This window comes from Methylobacterium sp. 275MFSha3.1, from assembly GCF_900108435.1.
GTDB lineage: Bacteria > Pseudomonadota > Alphaproteobacteria > Rhizobiales > Beijerinckiaceae > Methylobacterium.
On record NZ_FNWP01000021.1, the window covers coordinates 97,784 to 114,212 of the forward strand.

The window sequence follows — 16,429 nt, forward strand, 5'->3', positions numbered from 1 at the left end:
GAACGGGGCTCAGGCGGCCGGCGCGGCCGGTTGGCTCGCCATGTAGTCGGGCAGCCAGCCCTCGTGCGCCGTATTCAGGTCGGCGAGCGATATGGTCTCGCCGCCCGGCAGGGTCAAACGGTCGGAGCCCGCGACGCCGACCGAGGCCGCGGCCACGCCCTGTGCCGCGGCAGCCGCGAGAAGATCGGTGGCCGCCTCCGGCCGCACCGCCAGCAGGTAGCGGCCCTGGTCCTCGCCGAAGAGGTAGGCGTGGGCCGGCAGGTCCACCGGCACGTCGGAGAGCGCCGCGCCGATCCGGCCCGCCATGGCCATCTCGGCGAGCGCGACGGCGAGGCCGCCATCCGCGAGGTCGTGGACCGTGTCGACGGTGCCGGCCTGGATCAGGCCGCGGACGAAGTCGCCGTTGCGGCGCTCCAGGGCGAGGTCGACGGGCGGCGGCGCCCCCTCCTCGCGACCCTCGATCACCGACAGGTAGGCCGACTGGCCGAGCCAGCCCTCGCTGTCCCCGATCAGCACCAGCACGTCGCCTTCGCGCTTCAGGGCGATGGTCGCGTGGCGCGCCACGTCGTCCAGGACGCCGACGCCGCCGATGGTCGGGGTCGGCAGGATGCCGACGCCGTTGGTCTCGTTGTAGAGTGAGACGTTGCCCGACACGACCGGGAAGTCGAGCGCCCGACAGGCCTCGCCGATGCCCTGGAGGCAGCCGACGAGCTGGCCCATCACCTCGGGCTTCTCGGGGTTGCCGAAGTTCAGGTTGTCGGTGATGGCGAGCGGCTTGGCGCCGACCGCCGTGATGTTGCGCCACGCTTCGGCCACGGCCTGCCGGCCGCCCTCGACCGGGTCGGCCTCGCAGTAGCGCGGGGTGACGTCGCAGGTGAGCGCCAGCCCCTTCGGCCCGTCCTCGACCCGCACGATGGCGGCGTCGCCGCCGGGCTTCTGGACAGTGTTGCCCAGGATGAAGTGGTCGTACTGCTCGAACACCCAGCGCTTCGAGGCGAGGTCGGGTGAGCCGACGAGGCGCTTCAGCGCGTCGGTGAGCGAGGCCGGGGCCGCCACATCGGCGGCCGCGATCACCGGCTGATGCGTGTTGGCGAGGTGCGGCCGGTCGTAGAGCGGGGCCTCGTCGCCCAGCTCCTTGATCGGCAGGTCGGCCACCGTTTCCCCGTGCCACTTGATCACGAAGCGCAGCGTGTCGGTGGTCCGGCCGATCACCGCGAAGTCGAGGCCCCACTTCACGAAGATGGCTTCCGCCTCGGCCTCCATGCCGGGCTTGAGCACCATGAGCATGCGCTCCTGGCTCTCCGAGAGCATCATCTCGTAGGGGGTCATGCCCTCCTCGCGGGCCGGCACCTTGTCGATGTCGAGCTCGACGCCGAGGTCGCCCTTGGCGCCCATCTCCACTGCCGAGCAGGTGAGCCCCGCCGCGCCCATGTCCTGGATGGCGATGACCGCGCCCGAGGCCATCAGCTCCAGGCAGGCCTCCAGCAGCAGCTTCTCGGCGAAGGGGTCGCCGACCTGCACGGTCGGGCGCTTCGACTCGGATTCCTCGTCGAACTCGGCCGACGCCATGGTGGCGCCGTGGATGCCGTCGCGGCCGGTCTTGGAGCCGAGATAGACGATCGGGTTCCCGACGCCGGCGGCGGCCGCGTAGAAGATGCCGTCGGTGCGGGCGAGCCCCACCGCCATGGCGTTGACCAGGATGTTGCCGTCATAACGCTTGTGGAAGCCGGTCAGGCCGCCGACGGTCGGCACGCCGAAGGAGTTGCCGTAGCCGCCGACGCCCGCGACCACGCCCGAGACGAGGGCGCGCGTGCGCGGATGATCGGGGGAGCCGAAGCGCAGGGCGTTGAGCGCCGCGATCGGCCGCGCGCCCATGGTGAAGACGTCGCGCAGGATGCCGCCGACCCCGGTCGCCGCGCCCTGGTAGGGCTCGATGTAGCTCGGGTGGTTGTGGCTCTCCATCTTGAAGACGCAGGCGTGGCCGTCGCCGATGTCGATGACGCCCGCGTTCTCGCCCGGCCCCTGGATCACCCACGGCGCCGAGGTCGGCAGCCCGCGCAAATGCTTGCGGGAGGACTTGTAGGAACAGTGCTCGTTCCACATGGCCGAGACGATGCCGAGCTCGGTCAGCGTCGGGTCGCGCCCGATCAGGCCGCGGAAGCGCTCGTACTCGTCCGGCGTCAGGCCGTGCTGGGCCACGAGCTCGGGGGTGATCGGAACGTCGTTGCGGAACATGGGCGGTCTCGACGAGGGCGGTCCGGGAGCCCCGGCAGGGCCCTCGACCCGATGCGCGACCCGAACCGGGCCGCGCGCGGCGACGGTGACGGATTAGTGCGTTCCGCCACCGCGTTGCAATACGCCGGCCCTGCTGGCCGTGTATGGGTGCCGGTCACGCGGCCGGCGGATGGGCCAGAAAATCGGCGATCGCGGCCACGAACTTGTCGCCGTAAGCCTCGCGCTTGCGCTCACCGACCCCGTGGACGGTGCGCAGCGCCCAGAGATCGACGGGCTTCTGGCGGGCCATCTCGATGAGGGTCCGGTCTGGGAAGACCATGAAGGCCGCGATGCCCTCGGCCCGGGCCAGGGTGGCGCGCAGGCCGCGCAGGTGCTGGAACAGCGCCTCGTCGGTCTCCGAGAGGGCGATCTCACCGTCCTCGCGGGCGGCGGCCCGGCGGCGCTCGCGGGATTCGGTCTTCGGCTCCGGATCGGGGCGGAGCTGGACCGGCTCCCGGCCGAACAGGATCGCCTCGCCCTTCTCGGTCATGGACAGGCCGCCGTAGCCGTCGGCGTTCTCGGCGATCGCCCCGGCGGCGAAGAGCTGGCGCAGGATAGCCCGCCACGCCGCCACCGGCTTGTCGGCCCCGACCCCGAAGGTCTTGAGGCTCGCGTGGCCGTTGCGGCGGATCTGGTCGCTCTCCTTCCCGTGGACCACGTCGCAGATATAGGCCGCGCCGAAGCGCTGGCCGGTGCGCACGATCGCCGACAGGATCTTCTGGGCCGGGACGGTCCCGTCCACGAGGGTGACGCCGCCGCGGCACAGGTCGCAGCGGCCGCAAGCACCGCTCGACTCGCCGAAATAGGCGAGCAGCGACTGGCGGCGGCAGGTGGCGCCCTCGCACAGGGTGATCATCGCCTCGAGCTTGCGCCGCTCGACCCGGCGGCGGTCGTCCGAGATCTCCTTCTCGTCGATCTGGCGGCGGCGGAGCGCCATGTCGTCGAGGCCGTAGAGGGTCAGGGTGTCGGCGGGCAGCCCGTCGCGGCCGGCGCGGCCGATCTCCTGATAGTAGCCCTCGACGTTGTTGGGCATGTCGGCGTGGCAGACGAAGCGCACGTCCGGCTTGTTGATGCCCATGCCGAAGGCGACGGTGGCGGTCATCACCACCCCGTCCTCCTGCAGGAACCGGTCCTGATTGGCCATCCGCGTCGCTTGGTCGAGGCCGGCATGGTAGGGCAGGGCGTCGAAGCCGTCCTTCCGGAGGGTTTCGGCGAGCTGCTCGGTGCGCTTGCGCGACGAGCAGTAGATGATCCCGCTCTCCGCGCGCCGGTGCTTCAGGAACCGCTCGATCTGCCGGGCCGGGTTGTCCTTGGCCTGGAAGGTCAGCCGGATGTTCGGCCGGTCGAAGGAGTGGACGAAGATCTTCGGGGGCCGGTCCTGCGGGAACAGGCGCTCGGCGATCTCGGCGCGGGTCGCGGCGTCGGCGGTGGCGGTGAGCGCCAGGGTCTGGACGTTGCCCAGCGCCGTCCGGGCGCGGGCGATCTCACGGTACTCCGGTCGGAAATCGTGCCCCCACTGCGAGACGCAGTGGGCCTCGTCGACGGCGAGCCGCCGGACGCCGGCGCCGCGCAGGGCGTCCATGCAGCCGTCCATCAGCAGGCGCTCGGGGGAGACGAACAGCAGCCGCAGGTCGCCGGAGCGCAGGGCGCGCCACGTCTCGCGGGACTCGGATTCCCCGACCGTCGAGTTCAGGGTCGCGGCGCGGATGCCGACGCTGCGCATCTGCTGGACCTGATCGTGCATCAGCGCGATCAGCGGCGAGACCACCACGGTGAGCCCCGGATCGACCAGCGCCGGGAGCTGGTAGGTCATCGACTTGCCCGAGCCCGTGGGCATCACGGCGAACACGTCGGTCCCGTCGAGCACCGCGCCGATCACCTCGTCCTGGCCGGGGCGGAAATCCTCGTAGCCGAACGTCTTCTTCAGCGCGGCGCGGGCCTCGTCGAGGCGGGTCATCGGGATCCTTGGTCGGGGTCTGGCCGCCCTTGCGGCAGGGGTGTGTAGACACTAGCCTCTCCGTGTCTACACGGGGGCCGCCATGCCGCTCAACATCCGCAGCGAAGAGGTGAATCAGCTGGCCGAGAAGCTGGCATCGCGGGCCGGCGTGAGCAAGACCGAGGCGGTGCGGATCGCGCTTCAGAACGAGCTGGATCGGCGGGAAGAGTCGCTGACCGAATTTCTGGAGAAGATCCGCCCGATACAGGAGGCCCTTGCCGCCTACCCGAAGACCGGCCTCAAGGCCGACAAGACCTTCTACGACAGCCTCTATGAGGACTGATGTTCATCGATGCGTCGGCGCTGGTGGCGATCCTATGCCAGGAGCAGGGATATGAACGGGTGGCAGATTGTCTCCGCCAAGCTCCGCATCGTCTGACCAGCGCCCTCGCCCAGTTCGAGGCTGTCTTGGCGGTGGCTCGCATTCGGTCGCTGCCGCCTGAGACCGCCGAGAGACTCGTGAACAGCTTCCGCGAGACGGTCGGTATCGGGATGGTCTCCCTCGGCCTTGCAGAAATCCGCATCGCCGTTGCGGCCCATGCCCGCTACGGCAAGGGCCGCCACCCGGCGCGCCTGAACCTCGGCGACTGCTTCGCCTATGCCTGCGCACAGGTGCACGGCGTGCCGCTGCTCTATGTCGGCGACGATTTCCCGCAGACCGACATCCGCTCCGCCCTCGCCTGAGGCTTCAGCCCCCGTGGAACTCGGCCACGTGCTGGGCCACGATCGCGTCGAAGGATTCATCCGCCCGGAAGCCCAGGGCCAGGGCGGCCTCCGGCTCGAACGCCTCCGGCCAGGAGCCGACGATCCGCGCGATGGTGGCGTCGGGTTCGGGCCGGATCAGCGCCACGGCCTTGTCGCCCGCCGCGCGGCGCAGAGCCTCGATCTCCTCCGCCACCGTCGCCGAGACGCCCGGCATGGTCAGGCTGATCCGCGGGCCGATCGCCTCGAGGTCGAGCCCGGCCGCGTGGATCAGGAAGCCCACCGCCGCCGCGGGGCTGGCGAACCAGTGCCGGACCGTGTCGGGCACCGGCAGGATCGCCTCCTGGCCGGCGAGCGGCTCGCGGATGATCCCCGAGAAGAAGCCCGAGGCCGCCTTGTTGGGCTTGCCCGGCCGCACGCAGATCGTCGGCAGCCGCAGGCCGATCCCGTCGAGGAAGCCGCGGCGGGCGTAGTCGGCGAGCATCAGCTCGCCCATGGCCTTCTGGACCCCGTAGGAGGAGGCCGGGCGCAGGATGTGGTCGTCCGGGATGACCTTGGGGAAGGGCGGCCCGAACACCGCGAGCGAGGAGGTGAAGACCAGCTTCGGCCGGTATCCGTCCGCCGCGCTGGCCGCCCGGATCGCGTCGAGGAGCAGGCGGGTGCCGTCGAGGTTGACCCGGTAGCCCAGCTCGAGGTTCGCCTCGGCCTCGCCGGAGACCACGGCGGCGAGGTGGAAGATGACCCCCGGCCGCTCGGCGATGGCGGCCTCGGCGGCGCCGGGCGCCGTGAGGTCGGCGGCCTCGGCCCGCACCGGGCCGGAGAAGCCCTCGGGCGCCGACGGCGGCACCACGTCGAGGAGCGTGAGGGCGGTGAGCGGCTGTCCACCGACCCGGCCATCCCTCACCAGGGCGTCCACGAGGCGGCGGCCGATCATGCCGGCGGCGCCGAGAATCAGGGCGTGCATGGAAAACCTCCCGTCGGGTTGTGGCGTCAGGCCATCATGTCGAGGGCGCGGCCGAAGAAATCGGCGCCGCCGAAATTGCCGGATTTGAGGGCGAGCAGCATCGGCTCGGGCCGGCCCGCCGTGCGCAGCACCGGCACACCCGCGGCGATCTCGGGGCCGAGCAGGAAGGCCGTGAGGCCCAGCCGGTCGACCGCCGCGCCGGAGGTCTCGCCGCCAGCGACCACGAGCCGGCGCACCCCACGGGCGACGAGGCCCTCGGCGATCGCTGCCAGCGCCGCCTCGATGGCGTGGCCGGCCGCGTCGACGCCGTGGGCGGCCTGGAGCGCGCGCACCGCCTCGGGCGGGGCCGAGGTGGCGATCAGTACCGGGCCCGAGGCCAAGTGCTTGTCCGCGAAGGCCAGGGCCTCGGCGACCACGTCGTCGCCCGCGAGCAGCCGCGCCGGGTCGAGGCGCAGCACCGGCATGATCGCCTCCGCGGCGGCGACCTGCTGGAGGGTCGCCTGCGAGCAGCTGCCGGCGAGGCAGGCGGAGGCGCCACCCACCGGCTCGCCCACGGCCGCGCCGGCGGCGTCCTTGGTTCCCCGCCCGTCGGCCGCGAGCGCCCGGGCGAGGCCGAGGCCGAGGCCGGACGCGCCCACCGAGAACTTGCGGCCGACGATCGCCCGGCCGAGCACCTCGAGGTCGCTGTCGAAGATCGCGTCCGCGATGGCGGCGCCCTTGCCCTCCTGCGCGAGGGCGTCGAGGCGGGCGGCCACGGCCTCCGCGCCCCTCGACACCGTGGCGGTGTCGATCAGGCCGACGGGACTGCCGCTCTGGCGCCCGAGCACGCGCACGAGGTTGGCGTCGCGCATCGGGTTGAGCGGGTGGTCCTTGAGCGGGCTCTCGTTCAGCGGCACCGAGCCGACGAACAGGTTGCCCTGGTAGACGCTCCGCCCGGTCTCGGGGAAGGCCGGGGTGACGAGGGCGACGGTCTCGCCCGCCTCCGCCCGCAGGGCGTCCATCACGGGACCGATATTGCCCGCATCGGTGGAGTCGAAGGTCGAGCAGACCTTGAACATCACGTGGGCCGCGCCCCGGGCCCGCAGCCAGGCTTCCGCCTCGCGGGAGCGCGCCACGGCCTGGTCGGCGGGGATCGAGCGGCTCTTGAGGGCCACCACCACCGCGTCGGCCTCCGGCAGCGACCGGCCGTCCTCAGGCACGCCGATGGTCTGGATCGTGCGCAGGCCCGCCTTGGTCAGCGTGTTGGCGAGGTCCGAGGCGCCCGTGTAGTCGTCGGCGACGCATCCCAGCGCGAGGCTCATCGGGCGCTCCCCTTGTAGGCGGCGAGCCAGCCGAGGCCCGCGACGGTGTCGGCGGCCGGAATGTACTCGCAGCCGACGAAACCGCGGTAGCCGAGCCGGTCCAGCTCGTCGAACAGGAAGAAGTCGGCCATCTCGCCGGTGCCGGGCTCATGCCGCTCGGGCACGCTCGCGGTCTGGACGTGGCCGATGAGCGGCATCAGGGCGCGCAGCCGCACGGTCACGTCGCCGTGCAGGATCTGGCAATGGTAGAGGTCGAACTGGAGCTTCAGGTTCGGCAGGGCGAGCTCGCGGATCAGGTCGGCCGCGCGGCCGAAATCGTTGAGGAAATAGCCCGGCATGTTGCGGCCGTTGATTGGCTCCAGGACGAGGTCGAGGCCGGCCGACGCCAGCCGCTCCGCCGTCCAGGTCACGGCCCGGCGGTAGGATTCGACCGCCCTGGGATCGTCCCACGGGGCGAGGCCCGACATGAGGTGGAGCCGGCCGACGCCGGTCGCCTCGGCGTAGCGGAGCGCCGTGTCGACCCCCGCCTTCAGCTCGTCGAACCGCTCGGGAAAGGCCGCGATCCCGCGCTCGCCCTGGGCGAAGTCGCCCGGCGGCAGGTTGAACAGGCCCTGGGTCAGGCCGTTCGCCCGGAGCCGCGCGCCGATGTCGTCCGGCGCGTGCTCGTAGGGGAACAGGAACTCGACGGCGTCGAACCCGGCCCGGGCCGCGGCCTCAAACCGGTCGAGGAACGGCACCTCGTTGAACATGAGGCTCAGGTTGGCGGCGAAACGCGGCATGGTTCTGTCCCCTCAAGCTTTCTCGGGCAGCTTCGCCCCCGAGACCTGGGCGTAGAGCCGCGCCACTGAGGCGTCGTCGTCCCGGCCCATGCCGGCGCCCGACGCCATCAGGAACATCTGCAGGGCCGCCGCCGCCACCGGCACCGGGTACTTCTCAGCCCGGGCCATGTCCTGCACGATGCCGAGATCCTTGACGAAGATGTCGACCGCGCTCTTCGGGCTGTAGTCGGCGTCGAGGATGTGCGGCACCCGGTTCTCGAACATCCAGGAATTGCCGGCCGACTTGGTGATCACCTCGTAGACGCGCCGGAGGTCGAGCCCCTGCTTGGCCGCGAAGGCCATCGCCTCCGAGGCGGCGGCGATGTGAACGCCCGCGAGCAGCTGGTTGATCATCTTGAAGGCCGCGCCCTGGCCGGCGGCGTCGCCGAGCTCGTAGAGCGTGCCCGCCATGGCATCGAGGGCGGGCCGCGCCTTCGCGAAGGCCGCCGCCGAGCCCGAGGCCAGGAAGGTCAGGCCGCCCTCGGCCGCGCGGGCGGCGCCGCCGCTCATCGGGGCGTCGAGGTAGTGGCGGCCGGTGGCCTCCAACCGCGCCGCCAGCGCCCGGGCGACGGCCGGGTCCATGGTGGCGGAGGAGACGAACACCGCACCCTCCGGCATCGCGGCGGCGGCGCCGTCCTCGCCGAACAGGACCGCCTCGGTCTGGGCGGCGTTGACCACCACGCTCACCACCACGTCGGCGTCCCGCGCCGCCTCGGCGGGGTTCGCGGCGCCCCAGCCGCCGGCGGTCGCGAAGCGCGCCACCGCGTCCGGGTTCACGTCGCAGGCGGAGACGGCGAAGCCCGCGCGCAGGAGCGAGCCGGCCATCCCGGAGCCCATGGAGCCCAGGCCGATCACCGCGGCGCGGGGTGTTGCGTTGGTCATCGGGGACGGCTCCTGAAGCTAGGAAAGGGCGCCTCGGCGTCGCCGCTCGAAGCGCGGGTCCCCTCTCCCGTGCGGGAGAGGGGCCAGGTCGCGCCCGGATCAGAGGTCAGCGGTTGACCATCCGGGCGGGCGTCACGAACACGCAGACCGCGCCGACCACCAGCATGGCGGCGAGCGCGTAGAGGCCCGTGGCGGTGCTGCCAGTGGCATCCCGCAGGGCGCCGATCACGTAGGGGCTGACGAAGCCCGCGAGGTTCCCAACCGAGTTGATCAGCGCGATGCCGGCCGCCGCGCCCGCGCCGCTGAGGAACGCCGTGGGCAGCGACCAGAACAGGGGCGAGCAGGTCAGCACGCCGGCCGCCGCCACCGACAGCGCCGCGATGGCGAGCGTCGTCGAGCCGGCATTGGCCGAGACCACGAAGGCGACCGCGCCGATCAGCGCCGGGATGATCAGGTGCCAGCGGCGCTCGCGCATCCGGTCGGCGGAGCGGCCGAGCAGGATCATCACGATCGCCGCGCAGACGAACGGGATCGCGCTGATCAGGCCGATGTTGAAGTTGCCCTGCACGCCCGACGCCTTGACGATCGTCGGCATCCAGAAGGTCAGCCCGTACTGGCCGGTGACGAAGGCGAAGTAGATCAGGCTCATGAACCACACGCGGCCGTTGCGGAACACGGTGGCGATAGAGTGCGGGCTCGATTCCTTGCCCTGGTTGTCGGCCGCGATGTCGCGCTCGAGGAGCTGCTTCTCGGCGTCGGTCAGCCACTTGGCCTCGGCGGGGCGGTTGTCGAGGTAGAAGAACACCGCGAGGCCGATCAGCACCGCCGGCACTGCCTCGATCAGGAACATCCACTGCCAGCCCGACAGGCCGTGGGCGCCGTTGAAGGCGTCCATGATCCAGCCGGAGAGCGGGTTGCCGAAGATGCCGGAGATCGGGATCGCCGCCATGAACACGGCGATCACCCGGGCCCGGCGATGGGCGGGGAACCACGAGGTCGTGTAGAGGATGACGCCCGGGTAAAACCCGGCCTCGGCGAGACCGAGGAGGAAGCGCATCCCGTAGAAGCTCCACTCGGAGTTCACGAACAGGAACGCCCCGGAGATCACCCCCCAGGTGATCATGATCCGGGCGATCCACACCCGGGCGCCGACCCGGTGCAGGATCACGTTCGAGGGCACCTCGAACAGGAAGTAGCCGAGGAAGAAGATGCCGGCGCCGAGGCCGTAGACCGTCTCGGAGAATTTCAGCTCCTGGGACATCTGGAGCTTGGCGAAGCCGACATTCACCCGGTCGAGATACGCCACGACGTAGCAGAGCATCAGGAACGGCACGAGGCGCCAGAACACCTTCGCGTAGGTGCGGTCGGCGAAGGACTTCTCGTCCGCGGGTGCGGTGGCGCCCCCCAGCGGGGCGGCTTGAACCGACATGGCGTACTCCCTGGTCCGGGCCGCACGGCTGCCGGACATTGCTCTTCACCGCTTGTCGGGCGGCGCTGGGGCGGTGCCATATCGCCTTTTGGCAGCGCTGCCAATCCGGTTGTGCGAGATAATGCAGGCCGCTATGTCAGTCGTGGATCGACGCGGACGGTCTTCCCATTCCTGCCTTATGCCGAGGCGCTGCAGCGTGGCGGAGGCCTCCTTCGGGGCCCGCTTCGCGGTCGCCTCAGGATGAGGGAAGGACGCCGGGAGGTTCGACGGGCGTCGTGAAAAAAATACCGCGTCGGGAGAGCGGGGCCATGGACGACATCCAGCCGCCGGGGCGGCTCGTCACCCTCACCGACGTCGCCCGCGAGGCCGGGGTCGGCGAGAGCACGGTCTCGCGGGTCCTGCGCAACCACGGCTCCTACTCCAAGCGCGCCGGCGAGCGGGTGGCGGAGGCGGTCGCCCGTCTCGGCTACGTTCCGAATCGCCTCGCCGGCAGCCTCGCCGGCCAGGGGGCGAGCGCGCGGCTCGTGGGGGTCGTCATCCCGTCGCTCGCCAACGTGGTCTTCCCCGACCTGCTGCGCGGCCTCACCGCCGCCCTCGACGCCGACGGCATCCCCTGCGTGATCGGGGTGAGCGACTACGACCCGGACCGGGAGGAGGCGCTGGCCGCCGCGCTCCTGTCCTGGCGGCCGGCGGCGCTGCTGCTCACCGGGCTGGAGCACAATCCCGGGACGGTGGCCCTGGCGAAGGCCGGGGGCGTGCGCGTGGTCGAGATGATCGACACGGATGGGGAGGGGATCGACGCCGTGGTCGGCTTCTCCAACCGGGCCGTGGGGGCGGCGAGCGCGCGCCACCTCGTGGCGCGCGGGTACCGGCGGATCGGCTATCTCGGCCACGACCTCGCGGTCGACCTGCGCGCGGGCAAGCGGCTCGCCGGGTTCGAGGCCGCGCTCGGGCAGGCGGGTTTGGCGCTCCACGGCAAGGAGATCCGGACGGGACCGTCCTCGCCGGCCTCGGGCCGGGCCGGGCTGGAGGCGCTGCTGGCGCGCGTGCCCGATCTCGACGCGGTCTACTTCTCCAACGACGACATGGCGCTCGGCGGCTACTTCGCCTGCTTGTCGGCGGGGCTGGCGGTGCCGGGACGGGTCGCGCTGTTCGGCTTCAACGGGCTCGACTTCGCGGCGGCGATGCCGCAGCCCCTGTCGACGGTGCGCACGCCGCGCCTGGAGATCGGCCGGCAGGCCGCCGCCTGCCTGACCGGCGCAGGCCCGAGAAGAATCGATCTCGGATTCGAGCTGATCGAGGGAGCGACCGCATGAGCGACGAGAGCCGGCTGCGCGAGGAGATCTGCCGCTACGGCCGCTCGCTGTTCGAGCGCGGCCTGACGCCGGGCTCGTCCGGCAACATCTCGCTGCGCCTGCCCGACGGCGGCTGGCTGGTGACGCCGACCAACGCGTCGCTCGGGTTCCTCGACCCGGCGCGGATCGCGCGGCTGGACGATGCGGGGCGGCTGGTCTCCGGCGACAAGCCCACCAAGGAGATCCCGCTGCACAGCGCGCTCTACGAGAGCCGGAACGAGGCAAAGGCCATCGTCCACCTGCACTCGACCCACGCGGTGGCGGTCTCGATGCTGCCGGAGGTCGACCCCAGGCAGGTGCTGCCGCCGCTGACGCCCTACTACCTGATGCGGACCGGCGGCACGGCGCTCGTGCCCTACTATCGCCCAGGCGACCCGGCCGTGGCGGACGCGATCCGGGGCCTGGCGGGGAAGTACAGCTCGGTGCTGCTCGCGAATCACGGCCCGGTGGTGGCCGGCGACAGCCTGGAGGGCGCGGTCTTCGCCACCGAGGAGCTGGAAGAGACCGCCAAGCTCTACCTGCTCCTGCGCAACCTCAACCCGCGGCAGCTAAGCCCCGGGCAGGTGGCGGATCTGGTGAGCCATTTCGGCCTGACCCTGCCGGAGCCGGACGACCATGCCGGCCACGATCACGGGTGAGGGCGGTGGGTCCGCTCTCCCATCAGACCCCCTCATCCTGAGGTGCGAGCGCAGCGAGCCTCGAAGGAGTCCTCCAGACGCCGCCGCGATCCCTGAGCCCTCCTTCGAGGCCTCCGCGACGCTCCGGCACCTCAGGATGAGGGGGAGGATGGTAGGATGGGGCTGCGGTGGTCTGCGCCTCACCCCTCGATCTTCGCGAACTCCGCCACTTCCCGCGTCGCGGCGCGCAGCGCGTTGAGCAGAGCCAAGCGGTTCTCGCGGAGCTTCAGATCGGGGGCGTTGACGGTCACGTCCTGGAAGAACGCGTCGACCGGCGCGCGCAGCGTCGAGAGCGCCTGCATGGCGCCGGCGAAATCCTCGCGGGCGACGGCCGCCGAGGCGGTCTCGCGCGCCTTCGCCAGGGCCTCGGCCAGGGCACGCTCGGCCGGCTCGCCCGCGGTGGCCAGCGCCGCGTCCGGCGCGGAATCGTAGGCGCGGCCGTCCTTCTTCTCCTCGATCCGCAGGATGTTGGCCGCGCGCTTGTAGCCCGCGAGCAGGTTCTTCCCATCCTCGGTGTCGAGGAACTGGCCGAGTGCCTCGACGCGGCGCACGACCATCAGCAGGTCGTCCTGGCCGGGGAGGGCGAAGACGGCGTCGATCAGGTCGTGGCGGGCGCCCTGGTCGCGGAGATAGACCTTCAGGCGGTCGGCGAGGAAGCCGAGGAGATCCCGCGCGTCGGCACCGGCCCGCCCGGCGAGGCCGCGATCCGCAGCGCCGACCTGCTCCAGCAGCCGCAGGCGCAGGCCGCGGTCGAGGATCAGCCGGATCACGCCCAGCGCCGCCCGGCGCAGTGCGAACGGGTCCTTGCTGCCCGTGGGCTTCTCGTCGATCGCCCAGAAGCCCGCCAGCGTGTCGAGCTTGTCGGCGAGCGCCACCGCGATCGAGACCGGATCGGTCGGCACCCGGTCGGAGGGGCCGAGCGGCTTGTAGTGCTCCTCGATGGCCGCGCAGACGCTGTCGTGTTCGCCCTGGAGCGCCGCGTATTTCCGGCCCATCAGGCCCTGGAGCTCGGGGAACTCGCCGACCATCTCGGTGACGAGGTCGGCCTTGGCGAGGCTCGCGGCGCGCTCGGCGAGCTCCGGGTCGGCCCCCACCCGCAGCGCGAGGTCCTTCGCCAGGGCCGCGATGCGGGCGATCCGCTCGCCCTGCGTCCCGAGCTTCTCGTGGAAGACGATGGCGTCGAGCTTGGGCAGCCGGTCTTCCAGGCGGGTCGCCTTGTCGGTCTCCCAGAAGAACTTCGCGTCGGACAGGCGCGCCCGGACCACCCGCTCGTTGCCGGCGGTGATCGCTTGGCCACCGTCGGTGGCGACGAGGTTCGAGACTAGGATGAAGGCCGGCGCCAGGTCCTCCGAGCCGCCCTTGCGCAGAACGAAGCACTTCTGGTTCGCCCGGATGGTCGCCCGGATCGCCTCGGCGGGGATGTCGAGGAAGCTCTCGTCAAACGAGCCCATCAGCACCACCGGCCATTCCACGAGGCCGGACACCTCCTCCAGCAAACCCTCGTCCTCCACAAGGTCGAGGCCGCGGGCGAAGGCGAGGTCGCGGGCGTCGTGCAGGATCACGTCCTTGCGCCGGTCGGCGTCGAGTATGACCTTCGCGCGCTCCAGCGCCTGGATGTAGTCGTCGAACCGGCGCACCTCGATCGCCTCGGGGGCGAGGAAGCGGTGGCCGTAGGTCACGGTGCCGGCCGCGATCCCGGCGACCGAGACGGGGACCACCTCCGGCGTCTCTGTCTCGGGCCCGAAGGTCGCGACGATCGACTGCAGGGGGCGCACCCAGCGCAGCGAGCCCGGCTCGGCCGAGGCCGCGCCCCAGCGCATGGATTTCGGCCAGGGGAAGCTCTTGACGATCTCGGGCAGGAGTTCGGCGAGCACGTCGAGCGTCTCGCGGCCGGGCCGCTCGATCACCGCGAGGTAGAACTCGCCCTTCTTCGGGTCGGTGACGGTCGTGGCCTGGTCGAGGCTCGTCAGGCCCGCGCCCTTCAGGAAGCCCTGGACGGCCGCTTCGGGCGCGCCGACCCGCGGGCCGCGGCGCTCCTCGCGCACGGCCTCGCCCCGGGCGGGGAGGCCGGCAATGTGGAGCGCCAAGCGGCGCGGCGTCGAGAACGCCCGGGCGCCCTCGTACAGGAAGCCGCACGCCACGAGGGCGTCGGTGACGAGCTTCTTCAGATCCTCCGCCGCGCGCCGCTGCATGCGGGCGGGGATCTCTTCCGAGCGGAGTTCGAGCAGGAGGTCGGGCATGGGGCGGCCATATCGCCGCGCCGCACCCCTGTCGAGGGTCCGCGCGCGGGGCTCAGCGCGACTCGCCCTTGAGGATGGTCGAGAGCTGCCACTTGCGGTCGCCGATCGCGTGGGCGTCGGAGACCTTCCAGCCGCCGTCCTCGCGCACGAGGTCGTACACGATGACGTTGGCACCGTTGCCGCCCTTACGCTCGACCGTGACCTTCGCCTGGTCCTTGCCCTCGGTGGCCTCCTTGAAGGTCAGGTTCTTCACCGTGTCGGGCTTCAGGGGCTCGCCGTTCAGGCGGTAGTCGAAATCGAGGTTGCCGGCGGCGCCGTTGGCCTGCTTCGCGTCGGCGTCGAACAGGCCCTGCAGGCGCTTCGAGTACACGGAGGAGTGATTCGGGTGCGGCTCGGCGTAGAGCTTCTTCACCGTGGCCTCAGGCCCGGGATCGGCCGCCAGCGCGGGGGCGAGGCCGAATCCGAGGAGGCTGAGGGCGAGGATCGTCTTCTTCATTGGGCATATCCCGCGTCTGCGGACGCGCCGAGGCGCGCCGGTTGGCGGGGGTTGCAACGCGCGAGGGCTCAAGGGGCTCCGCGATGAGGGGCAGCTCCGTCATCGCGAGCACAGCGAAGCGAACCAGGGCGTCGGGACGTCTGGCAGCGAGGCGCGACCCTGGATTGCTTCGCTGCGCTCGCAAAGACGGCGGCGCATCTGGGCACTCCGGACTGCGTCGTCCGCAGCCGTCTGGTCGAGCGCCAGCGCCGACCTCACGCCCCGCCGGCGGCGGTCCTCAACCACGCCGCGCCGCAGGCCTTGGCCAGTTCGCGCACGCGGAGGATGTAGCTCTGGCGCTCCGTCACCGAGATCACGCCGCGCGCGTCGAGCAGGTTGAACACGTGGCTCGCCTTGATGCACTGGTCGTAGGCCGGCTGCGCCATGCGGTGGCGTTCACCGTCCGCGTCCGGCGCGCCGGCCGCAAGGTAGGATCGGCAGGCGGCCTCCGCGTCGGTGAACTGGCGGAACAGCATCGCGGTGTCAGCCGCCTCGAAGTTGTGGCGGGAGTACTCCTGCTCGGCCTGCAGGAACACGTCCCCGTAGGTGATCCGGTCGGCGCCCTCGGCGCCGTTGAAGTCCAGGTCGTAGACGTTCTCAACGCCCTGGACGTACATGGCGAGCCGCTCCAGCCCGTAGGTCAGCTCGCCCGCCACCGGCGCGCACTCGAAGCCCGCTACCTGCTGGAAATAGGTGAACTGGCTGACCTCCATCCCGTCGCACCAGCACTCCCAGCCGAGGCCCCAGGCGCCCAGGGTCGGGCTCTCCCAGTCGTCCTCGACGAAGCGGATGTCGTGAAGCTTCAGGTCGACGCCGATGGCGGCGAGCGAGGCGAGGTAGAGCTCCTGCAGGTTCGGCGGGTTCGGCTTCAGGATCACCTGGAATTGGTAATAGTGCTGGAGCCGGTTGGGGTTCTCGCCGTAGCGGCCGTCCTTGGGCCGGCGCGACGGCTGAACGTAGGCCGCCTTCCAGGGCTTCGGGCCGAGCGCCCGCAGGGTCGTGGCCGGATGGAACGTGCCGGCACCGACCTCCATGTCGTAGGGCTGGAGGATCACGCAGCCCTGCGCCGCCCAGAATTCCTGAAGCGTCAGGATCAGACCCTGGAAGGATTTTTTCTGGGACATCGGTCTCGGCGGTTCGGGATCGCGCGGCGGCTGGGGCCGCCGGCGGGCCGGTTTAGGTGCGGGCGGCGAGGGGTGCAAGGCGGAGGGTGTCGACCGAGGGGGCGCGGCGCGGGCAGCCCGGGTTGCCTATGC

General features: G+C 71.5%; 14 protein-coding genes. 4 read left to right on the forward strand and 10 right to left on the reverse strand.

The window, feature by feature from the left end; genetic code table 11:
* Window positions 1-9 precede the first annotated feature (9 nt).
* Window positions 10-2,235, reverse strand: coding sequence for a phosphoribosylformylglycinamidine synthase subunit PurL (gene purL, locus BLW78_RS22855; protein ID WP_091682299.1), 2,226 nt, complete (start codon window positions 2,233-2,235; stop codon window positions 10-12).
* A gap of 154 nt (window positions 2,236-2,389) precedes the next feature.
* Window positions 2,390-4,231 (reverse strand): DNA helicase RecQ, encoded by a 1,842-nt coding sequence (recQ, locus tag BLW78_RS22860; RefSeq protein WP_091682301.1) that lies wholly within the window; start codon window positions 4,229-4,231, stop codon window positions 2,390-2,392.
* 82 nt (window positions 4,232-4,313) lie between these two features.
* Here recQ and BLW78_RS22865 point away from each other — a divergent pair, with 82 nt between their 5' ends.
* Together BLW78_RS22865 and BLW78_RS22870 are read left to right on the forward strand one after the other, a co-directional pair.
* Window positions 4,314-4,553 carry a type II toxin-antitoxin system VapB family antitoxin gene (locus BLW78_RS22865; RefSeq protein ID WP_091682302.1) on the forward strand — a complete coding sequence of 80 codons (240 nt, stop codon included), beginning with the start codon at window positions 4,314-4,316 and terminating at the stop codon, window positions 4,551-4,553.
* Window positions 4,553-4,954, forward strand: a complete 402-nt coding sequence (locus BLW78_RS22870) for a type II toxin-antitoxin system VapC family toxin (RefSeq protein WP_091682304.1) — start codon at window positions 4,553-4,555, stop codon at window positions 4,952-4,954. Before BLW78_RS22865 ends, BLW78_RS22870 begins: the two co-directional genes overlap by 1 nt.
* 4 nt (window positions 4,955-4,958) lie before the next feature.
* On the opposite strand, the gene denD is transcribed toward BLW78_RS22870, so the two are convergent.
* The 5 genes from denD to BLW78_RS22895 all read right to left on the reverse strand — a co-directional run bounded on the left by denD (window position 4,959) and on the right by BLW78_RS22895 (window position 10,366).
* Window positions 4,959-5,936 carry a D-erythronate dehydrogenase gene (denD, locus tag BLW78_RS22875; protein WP_091682307.1) on the reverse strand — a complete coding sequence of 326 codons (978 nt, stop codon included), beginning with the start codon at window positions 5,934-5,936 and terminating at the stop codon, window positions 4,959-4,961.
* Between the two features lie 26 nt (window positions 5,937-5,962).
* Window positions 5,963-7,237 (reverse strand): 3-oxo-tetronate kinase, encoded by a 1,275-nt coding sequence (gene otnK / locus BLW78_RS22880; protein ID WP_091682309.1) that lies wholly within the window; start codon window positions 7,235-7,237, stop codon window positions 5,963-5,965.
* On the reverse strand, window positions 7,234-8,016 hold the full coding sequence (otnI, locus tag BLW78_RS22885; RefSeq protein ID WP_091682310.1) for a 2-oxo-tetronate isomerase: 783 nt from the start codon (window positions 8,014-8,016) through the stop codon (window positions 7,234-7,236). The genes otnK and otnI overlap by 4 nt, the downstream gene beginning before the upstream one ends.
* Before the next feature lie 12 nt (window positions 8,017-8,028).
* The gene (ltnD, locus tag BLW78_RS22890) at window positions 8,029-8,937 is read right to left on the reverse strand and encodes an L-threonate dehydrogenase (protein ID WP_091682311.1); all 909 of its coding nucleotides are present in this window, start codon (window positions 8,935-8,937) and stop codon (window positions 8,029-8,031) included.
* A 106-nt stretch (window positions 8,938-9,043) separates the two neighbouring features.
* Window positions 9,044-10,366 (reverse strand): MFS transporter, encoded by a 1,323-nt coding sequence (locus tag BLW78_RS22895; RefSeq protein ID WP_091682313.1) that lies wholly within the window; start codon window positions 10,364-10,366, stop codon window positions 9,044-9,046.
* A gap of 308 nt (window positions 10,367-10,674) precedes the next feature.
* On the opposite strand from BLW78_RS22895, the gene BLW78_RS22900 reads away from it, so the two are divergent.
* Both BLW78_RS22900 and BLW78_RS22905 read left to right on the forward strand, forming a co-directional pair.
* On the forward strand, window positions 10,675-11,682 hold the full coding sequence (locus BLW78_RS22900; protein WP_091682315.1) for a LacI family DNA-binding transcriptional regulator: 1,008 nt from the start codon (window positions 10,675-10,677) through the stop codon (window positions 11,680-11,682).
* Window positions 11,679-12,359: a 3-oxo-tetronate 4-phosphate decarboxylase gene (locus BLW78_RS22905; protein ID WP_091682316.1), complete on the forward strand. Its 681-nt coding sequence runs from the start codon at window positions 11,679-11,681 to the stop codon at window positions 12,357-12,359. The genes BLW78_RS22900 and BLW78_RS22905 overlap by 4 nt, the downstream gene beginning before the upstream one ends.
* Before the next feature lie 179 nt (window positions 12,360-12,538).
* On the opposite strand, the gene glyS is transcribed toward BLW78_RS22905, so the two are convergent.
* The 3 genes from glyS to BLW78_RS22920 form a co-directional block, all read right to left on the reverse strand.
* Window positions 12,539-14,638 carry a glycine--tRNA ligase subunit beta gene (gene glyS, locus BLW78_RS22910; RefSeq protein ID WP_091682318.1) on the reverse strand — a complete coding sequence of 700 codons (2,100 nt, stop codon included), beginning with the start codon at window positions 14,636-14,638 and terminating at the stop codon, window positions 12,539-12,541.
* A 52-nt stretch (window positions 14,639-14,690) separates the two neighbouring features.
* Complete coding sequence (locus BLW78_RS22915; RefSeq protein ID WP_091682320.1) at window positions 14,691-15,134, reverse strand: DUF3828 domain-containing protein; 444 nt, start codon at window positions 15,132-15,134, stop codon at window positions 14,691-14,693.
* 254 nt (window positions 15,135-15,388) lie between these two features.
* Window positions 15,389-16,297 carry a glycine--tRNA ligase subunit alpha gene (locus tag BLW78_RS22920; protein ID WP_091682321.1) on the reverse strand — a complete coding sequence of 303 codons (909 nt, stop codon included), beginning with the start codon at window positions 16,295-16,297 and terminating at the stop codon, window positions 15,389-15,391.
* Window positions 16,298-16,429: the final 132 nt, after the last annotated feature.

Excerpts from the sequence above, each read along its gene's own strand:
- purL (WP_091682299.1), bottom strand. The coding sequence starts at position 2,235 with ATGTTCCGCAACGACGTTCCGATCACCCCCGAGCTCGTGGCCCAGCAC.
- recQ (WP_091682301.1), bottom strand. The coding sequence starts at position 4,231 with ATGACCCGCCTCGACGAGGCCCGCGCCGCGCTGAAGAAGACGTTCGGC.
- BLW78_RS22865 (WP_091682302.1), top strand. The coding sequence starts at position 4,314 with ATGCCGCTCAACATCCGCAGCGAAGAGGTGAATCAGCTGGCCGAGAAG.
- BLW78_RS22870 (WP_091682304.1), top strand. The coding sequence starts at position 4,553 with ATGTTCATCGATGCGTCGGCGCTGGTGGCGATCCTATGCCAGGAGCAG.
- denD (WP_091682307.1), bottom strand. The coding sequence starts at position 5,936 with ATGCACGCCCTGATTCTCGGCGCCGCCGGCATGATCGGCCGCCGCCTC.
- otnK (WP_091682309.1), bottom strand. The coding sequence starts at position 7,237 with ATGAGCCTCGCGCTGGGATGCGTCGCCGACGACTACACGGGCGCCTCG.
- otnI (WP_091682310.1), bottom strand. The coding sequence starts at position 8,016 with ATGCCGCGTTTCGCCGCCAACCTGAGCCTCATGTTCAACGAGGTGCCG.
- ltnD (WP_091682311.1), bottom strand. The coding sequence starts at position 8,937 with ATGACCAACGCAACACCCCGCGCCGCGGTGATCGGCCTGGGCTCCATG.
- BLW78_RS22895 (WP_091682313.1), bottom strand. The coding sequence starts at position 10,366 with ATGTCGGTTCAAGCCGCCCCGCTGGGGGGCGCCACCGCACCCGCGGAC.
- BLW78_RS22900 (WP_091682315.1), top strand. The coding sequence starts at position 10,675 with ATGGACGACATCCAGCCGCCGGGGCGGCTCGTCACCCTCACCGACGTC.
- BLW78_RS22905 (WP_091682316.1), top strand. The coding sequence starts at position 11,679 with ATGAGCGACGAGAGCCGGCTGCGCGAGGAGATCTGCCGCTACGGCCGC.
- glyS (WP_091682318.1), bottom strand. The coding sequence starts at position 14,638 with ATGCCCGACCTCCTGCTCGAACTCCGCTCGGAAGAGATCCCCGCCCGC.
- BLW78_RS22915 (WP_091682320.1), bottom strand. The coding sequence starts at position 15,134 with ATGAAGAAGACGATCCTCGCCCTCAGCCTCCTCGGATTCGGCCTCGCC.
- BLW78_RS22920 (WP_091682321.1), bottom strand. The coding sequence starts at position 16,297 with ATGTCCCAGAAAAAATCCTTCCAGGGTCTGATCCTGACGCTTCAGGAA.